Annotated in this window: 6 protein-coding genes and 2 pseudogenes; 5 read left to right on the plus strand and 3 right to left on the minus strand. The window is 35.9% G+C overall.

The genetic code is table 11. The features are described 5' to 3' along the window. Nucleotides 1-93 precede the first annotated feature (93 nt). From FTV34_RS13540 to FTV34_RS13560, 5 genes are all read left to right on the plus strand, one after another. Nucleotides 94-870 carry a ParA family protein gene (locus FTV34_RS13540; RefSeq protein ID WP_015060288.1) on the plus strand — a complete coding sequence of 259 codons (777 nt, stop codon included), beginning with the start codon at nt 94-96 and terminating at the stop codon, nt 868-870. Between the two features lie 3 nt (nt 871-873). Beyond that, complete coding sequence (locus FTV34_RS13545) at nt 874-1,914, plus strand: ParB/RepB/Spo0J family partition protein (RefSeq protein WP_163167872.1); 1,041 nt, start codon at nt 874-876, stop codon at nt 1,912-1,914. Nucleotides 1,915-2,135: 221 nt separating this feature from the next. After that, on the plus strand, nt 2,136-2,795 hold the full coding sequence (locus FTV34_RS13550; RefSeq protein WP_163167869.1) for a plasmid mobilization relaxosome protein MobC: 660 nt from the start codon (nt 2,136-2,138) through the stop codon (nt 2,793-2,795). Next, nucleotides 2,795-3,868, plus strand: coding sequence for an ABC transporter permease (locus tag FTV34_RS13555; RefSeq protein WP_163167867.1), 1,074 nt, complete (start codon nt 2,795-2,797; stop codon nt 3,866-3,868). Before FTV34_RS13550 ends, FTV34_RS13555 begins: the two co-directional genes overlap by 1 nt. Before the next feature lie 194 nt (nt 3,869-4,062). Continuing rightward, a complete protein-coding gene (locus tag FTV34_RS13560; protein ID WP_163167865.1) occupies nt 4,063-4,443 on the plus strand; it encodes a hypothetical protein in 381 nt (126 codons plus the stop codon). A gap of 138 nt (nt 4,444-4,581) precedes the next feature. On the opposite strand, the gene FTV34_RS13565 is transcribed toward FTV34_RS13560, so the two are convergent. The 3 genes and pseudogenes from FTV34_RS13565 to FTV34_RS17960 form a co-directional block, all read right to left on the minus strand. Further along, the gene (locus tag FTV34_RS13565) at nt 4,582-4,941 is read right to left on the minus strand and encodes a DUF192 domain-containing protein (RefSeq protein ID WP_163167878.1); all 360 of its coding nucleotides are present in this window, start codon (nt 4,939-4,941) and stop codon (nt 4,582-4,584) included. A gap of 116 nt (nt 4,942-5,057) precedes the next feature. Then, nucleotides 5,058-5,756: pseudogene (locus tag FTV34_RS13570) on the minus strand (DUF4113 domain-containing protein); the annotation flags it as partial. A 268-nt stretch (nt 5,757-6,024) separates the two neighbouring features. Further along, nucleotides 6,025-6,147, minus strand: a pseudogene (locus FTV34_RS17960) (LysR family transcriptional regulator); the annotation flags it as partial. Nucleotides 6,148-6,151: the final 4 nt, after the last annotated feature.

The following is a 6,151-nucleotide window of genomic DNA, read 5'->3' on the forward strand; positions in this document are numbered from 1 at the left end:
AAAATGCTTGCAAAGTCCACAGGTGGACGTTAGAATATACAGCATAAGGACGCAATAGGGCGACCCTTAATAAGCCATTAAACTAGGTGAAATATGAAAAAAGTTGTTGCTTCAAATCAAAAGGGCGGTGTGGGTAAATCTGCAATCATTTGCCAGTATGCACACTATTTAAATTCTTTGGGCTTGCGTGTATTAGTCATTGATCTAGACCACCAGAAGAACACTACAAAAGCATTGATTACTGGCGGGGCTGTGACTGTAGCTAATGTATCTGCATTCGACATGCTGACCAAAGAAGATCAAACTATTTCAAATCCTGAAGCCTTTACTTTGGTACAAGCAACACCAGAATTAACAGCTATTGAAAAAAATGGCACTTTGCATAACAACTTTGCCACCAATTACCAGAAGTTTTTAAAATCAGTTGATTCTTTATTTGATGTTTGCCTGATTGATACCAATCCAAATCCCGACATTCGCCAAGTAGCTTCATTAATTGTTAGTGACTATGTTTTAAGTCCAATTCAATTGAATCAGGAAGCTATTGACGGCATCGGTGGATTACTCAAGCAGATCCAAGCGATTAATCAAAAGCTAAACCCAAATTTAAAATTAATCGGCATCCTTCCGAATATTGTTGAACCAACTCCATTTCAGAAAGACAACCTAAAAGCTATTGTTCAGCATTTTTCAAAGTACCTGATCAAAAACTCAGACGGTAGCTATGCCTTCGTTAAAAAAACGACTGCAATCGCTGAAGCGCAAGCGCAAGGCATACCTACAAATAAATTGGGTAAAACTAGCGGTTTTACCGCATGGGCTGAATTAAAAACAGTTTTTGAAAGCATTAACAAGTTTATGGAGATTTAAGGAATGTTAGATTTATCAGCTTTGGAAGGTATTGATCTAGGTAATTCTGAACCAGTAGCAGACGGAACACCTAAACAGATTCCACTTACAGATATTCTTGAAGATCCAGATCAGCCGCGTGTTGAGTTTCCAGAAGATCAGATGCAAAAAATGGTCGAATCAATCAAGGCTCGTGGAGTTAAAACACCAATTAGTGTTAAACCCCACCCAACAGAACAAGGCAAGTGGATCATCAATTATGGAGCTAGACGTTTTAGAGCTTCAGTGATGGCTGGCAAGGAAACTATCCCTGCTTTTGTTGATAATGATCATGATGATTATGATCAAGTCATGGAGAATAAAGAACGCCTTAACCATTCACCTATTGAGCTTGCACTTTTCATCCAAAAGAAAATTAAGCAAGGTGAGAAGAAAAACGTAATCGCTAAAAAGTTAAATGAAGATCCTGTTTTCATTTCTACTCACTTAGCTTTAGTAGATATGCCAGAATGCTTATCTAAGGCTTATGATGCAGGATTTAAATCTCCAAAGACTTTGTATGACTTACGCAAACTTTGGGAATCCTTCCCTGAAGAAGTAAACGCTTGGGTGGATGAATCTTTAGAGAATGGTCAGGACATTATCAGATCTAGAGTTCAGGCTTTATCTAAAAAGTTAAAAGAACCTAAGCAAGCTGAAGCGACTGAAGTAGATCAAGAACCACAGGCGCAAGAAAGCCAAGAGCAAACCGCCATTATTGATGATAATGAATCTTTCAATTTTGAGGGGGATGATCAAGCTGAAGCGACTGAAGAACCAGAAGAACCAGAAGTTAAAAAACTGATGGATCAATCGAATCAGAAAGAGCAGCCAGAAGCTAAAGAAGAAGATCCAGACAAAATCAAAAAACCGCTTTTAGTTGTTATTCATGACGGCCGACAAGCGAACCTGATGCTAAATAAAAAGCCTACTTCTTTGGGTTTTGCATGGATCAAATACGAAGATGGAACAGAGGTATCTGTAGATTGCAGCAGCCTTGAAATCGAGTATTTACAAGAAGCCTAAACCTATCAATGGAAAAAGACCTTGCTTATGCAAGGTTTTTTTTTGGCGGGTTATCCCGACCACCTAGCTTGATTACCCTTAGTCATGACTAAGGAGAAAAGAGGGAAAAAAGAAGGTATATAATCTAGGGCAGGATAGGCAGCAGCCGTTAAAATTGCCATTTTGTCACCCAGTTGATAAAATGGGATAAGCAAAATATCACTTTGCTTATGGAATTAATCATGACTAAAGACAATAAAATCTTTTTCAGAGTTGATCGGGCAGTGCTTGATTGGTGGGAGGCAAAGTGTGAAAAACAGGGAATTAAGAAAGGCGCACCTTTCCAAAAAGCGTTAGAACTTTCTTATCAAAAAGAGAATGATCCAGAATATTCAGGACAAGATTTTTCCTTGAATCTGGAAAAGGACTTAACCGAAAAAATCTATCAGTTAGCTAAGTTTGAAGAAGTAGATCCAGACAACCTGCTCAAAAAAATGATCAAGGAAAAGTTATCTGAAATAGAAAAAACGCAAGACGTTATAGATGTATTTGAAAAAACATCACGCAAAGAATTACGGCTTAAACCAAGTTTGATGAAAGCCATTAATGAAAAAGCAGCACAGGTCGGTATGAAACCGAATCAATATATCATTTCGGTTTTAACAGCTAATGTCACAAAAGATTCAATATTCTTTAGCCAGGAAGAAGCTCTTAAACTTGGCGAATCAAATAGTCAGCTTTTGGCGATTGGTAGAAACCTAAACCAAATGGCTAAGAATATGAATCAGGGTATTTATGAGTCTTACGATAGAGAATTTGTCGAGCGAGTGCATCAGCTAGTAAAAGCTCAAGTTAGGCATGTTTTCACTCTATTAGAGCGCAATAAAAAGAGGTGGGAATAATGGCTAACGGAAGCAGTAAGACTACCAGAGAAGTGCAAAGCACTTTGCTTGCTCATGGTGAGCAGCTACTTAACGGATCTAAAGTTAAGCGTGTTAATCAGACGCAAAGTTTAGATACTTTTTTAAATGATCTGTCTAAGCCTAAAAATGGATCTGGCCATTCAGCTAAATCAGCCCCTAAATCATCTCCAAATAGCGTTAAGGCAACTTTAAATAGAATCAGTAAAAAGACCCCTGAAGTAATGGTCAAGGTTACTGGTGGAGGTAATTCTATGGGGAAGGTGAAAGCCCACATGGGATATATCACACGGAATGGGCAATTAGAGGGAATTGATCAGGACGGAAATAAAGTTAATGGTAAGGATGATATAGAAGATACTGCTGAAGATTGGCAAATGTCAGGTACACCTATTTCTGATGAAGAATCTAAATATAAGCAGGCTTTTAATATTGTGTTATCTATGCCGAAAGGTACGGATGAAAAAGGCGTTTATGATGCTGCAAAAGAATTTGCAGAGGAACATTTTAAAGACCATAAATATATGATGGTGCAGCATACCTTTACCAATGACCCTTCAAAAGATCCAAGTGAAAACCCGCATGTGCATGTTGTTGTTAAAGCTGTTTCTGAAAAAGGTGATCGGTTAAATATCAGGAAGGCTGATCTTCAGGAATGGCGAGAAAGTTTTGCTGAAAAATTAAGATCCAGAGGGATTGAAGCGAATGCGACAAAACGTATAGCTAGGCTTCAAAAAAATAGAAGTGATAAGCAGTCAGTTAAACAAATGAAAGAGCAGGGCAAATCGTTTAAGCGATATGGTAAAAATAAGGCAAGTCCAGAACGTGTCCAGAAAGCTAAACAGCAAGAAAAAGAAGCATTGACGCATTACAAGGAAATTACTAAAGCTCTATCACAGTCACCAGATCCGCAAGATAGAAAACTAGCAGTTGATCTAGTGGACTATTTACGGAAACAGGTAGAAGTGAAAAAACCAACGCCACAGCCACAGATTCAACCTAATAAGCCAGATCCTCAGCAGGGAAAGAGCAAGGGGAAAGAACAAGATAGATAACAAGATAAGGCACAATAATGTGCCTTATTTTTTAGTCATGACTAAGATAGTGGCAAGGTGTGAAATGTTTAGAATAAATTAAATTATTTTAAATAAACATTACCAATATTATATAAATTGGTGTATTGTGTTTTGAAATGGACTTCTAAATATAAAGCGGATTTAGACCACCAATAAACTATAGGAAACAAATAGTGCTAAAAAAACTGTTTGAAAAATTGTTCGGTTCAAGTGAACCAGAACTAACAGAAAAGCAAAAATTTGAACGTGCAAACGGTATCAGCTATCACTTTGGTTTTGCCTGTCATAACCTATTAGTGCGGGAATTTAATCATCATTTACGCCATTACAGTAATGGTGCAGTTGATGATTTTGACAATGTAGCTAAAGTGATTCAAAGCAAGGATGTTGTTATTCGCAATGTTGAAACTGGACTTGCAAATAATAATGTAGCGGAAACTGGGTTAATCGAAAATGAAACAGCTTTAATGAATGCTAGAAACTTCCTAAAAATTTTCGAAACAGTTGTAGAGTACAATTTACGATTCAATCCTGAATTTTACTACCTGAAGTAGCCTAGATCCTGATTAAAGAGCCATATCTAGTATATGGCTTTTTGTTGTGGATTAATGAAAATTCCATCTATGCAGTTTTCAGCTTCAAATGTGTACTCCCCTAGCTTAAATTCCATTATTCTTAAATCTCACTCTAATTTAATTGGGTAACTCTTGTTTATCATTGGATATTTTTTCTAATGCAAACATTATTTTTTCTTTGGGGCAATACTGCTTTTTGGAAAACTTTTCCATTACAGCCGATCCAATAATTTTTTTATCTGTATTAAAGAAAAATATCTCTAAGTCATAAGGTACATTGACCATATTAAAACAGGTATAAATCGGCTTTTTCCACGTAAAGACTAAAGGCTTTAATGAAGGATTTTCTTTAAAACCTATTTCTTGATCATGCTCCCTATATAGGTACAGAGCCGTTAATTTTTTTCCATTAAAGCTAAACGTCTTTACTTCTTTATCTTGATCAAAGTAAGGGTTATAAACCTGTTTAAAGGCCATAACAGACACTACTATTAAAAGAGCTATAAACGCTGCATATTTTAATTTCAATTCCTGTTATTCCTTTTAGCCAGGTGGCAAGTCACATGCAAAAAAATTATCTTAGTCATGACTAATTATTTAACACTCATAAGTTGATCCCATTTAAAGTAATTGGGAGACAGCTTATTACGTGACATATTCCAATTTCTATCAGGTAGCATACTGGCACCTAATCCTATTTTTCTCTTACCAAATTTATTCTGTATATCATCGAGTGAATCCATAAGTTTATTACTTGATTCTATCTTGTTCATGTCCGTGAATAAGTCATAAATATGAGTGGCTTTAGGTTCAAGACAAGTGAGGATAACTCCACATTTTTTAAATCCAATATTCTTCTGGTATAGCTGATCAACCATTGAGGTAGCAATTTTAGAAAGTAATAAACTATTGTCTGATGGATCGGGTAAAGCGTAAGACAAAGATTTATTATAAAAAGGCTCAGAAGTATCAAATGGATTAGATTGAACAAAACTAATAATACAGCCACATAGTAAATTTTCACTTCTTAAACGGCTTACGGCATCCTGAACATAAAGCGTAATCGCTTCTTTAAGATCCTCACAGCTATAAACTTTCTGGCCAAAGGAACGGCTTGCTATTATTTGTTTTTTTACTTTAGGACTTTGCTCAATTTCAATGCAAGAAATTCCCTGTAATTCTAATAGAGTTCTGTGCATGACTACAGAGAATTGATCTCTAATCATTAAGGGTGAAGCACAAACAAAATCTAGAACTGTATTAATGCTTAGGCTATTCAGCTTTTTAGTATGTATATGAAAGCAATAAAGTGTCATACTATGTTGTGTATAAGTGTTTTATTTTATTGATATTAAATTTAAATGATATTTATTGAAGTATCATACTATACGCAAAAACTAATCTAAGTATAATTCTATTGAAATAAAAAAAGTTTCATACCAAAATTCCAATATGCTGAAAATAATAAATATATTTTCTTTTTTTTGAAAATTGGTATGAAACTTTTTTACTAAGTATTACTGTTTATTATTTAGTATTGAACTTTATTACTCAAAAACACTTGGCCGCATGCCGAAAATTCAGATGCTCGGCGACGGCGATGAACTGAACAAGGGAAATGAGCGGTATCCTGCCAGACAGGATACCGACATTCACGAGGTTTCGATGGTTAGTGCGCCGCATCGGA

This window comes from Acinetobacter sp. YH16038 (assembly GCF_013417275.1).
Lineage (GTDB): Bacteria > Pseudomonadota > Gammaproteobacteria > Pseudomonadales > Moraxellaceae > Acinetobacter.

What these genes read in the sequence shown, in the direction of transcription:
- FTV34_RS13545 (WP_163167872.1), top strand. Translation starts at nt 874, where the DNA reads ATGTTAGATTTATCAGCTTTGGAAGGTATTGATCTAGGTAATTCTGAA.
- FTV34_RS13555 (WP_163167867.1), top strand. Translation starts at nt 2,795, where the DNA reads ATGGCTAACGGAAGCAGTAAGACTACCAGAGAAGTGCAAAGCACTTTG.
- FTV34_RS13550 (WP_163167869.1), top strand. Translation starts at nt 2,136, where the DNA reads ATGACTAAAGACAATAAAATCTTTTTCAGAGTTGATCGGGCAGTGCTT.
- FTV34_RS13540 (WP_015060288.1), top strand. Translation starts at nt 94, where the DNA reads ATGAAAAAAGTTGTTGCTTCAAATCAAAAGGGCGGTGTGGGTAAATCT.
- FTV34_RS13565 (WP_163167878.1), bottom strand. Translation starts at nt 4,941, where the DNA reads ATGGCCTTTAAACAGGTTTATAACCCTTACTTTGATCAAGATAAAGAA.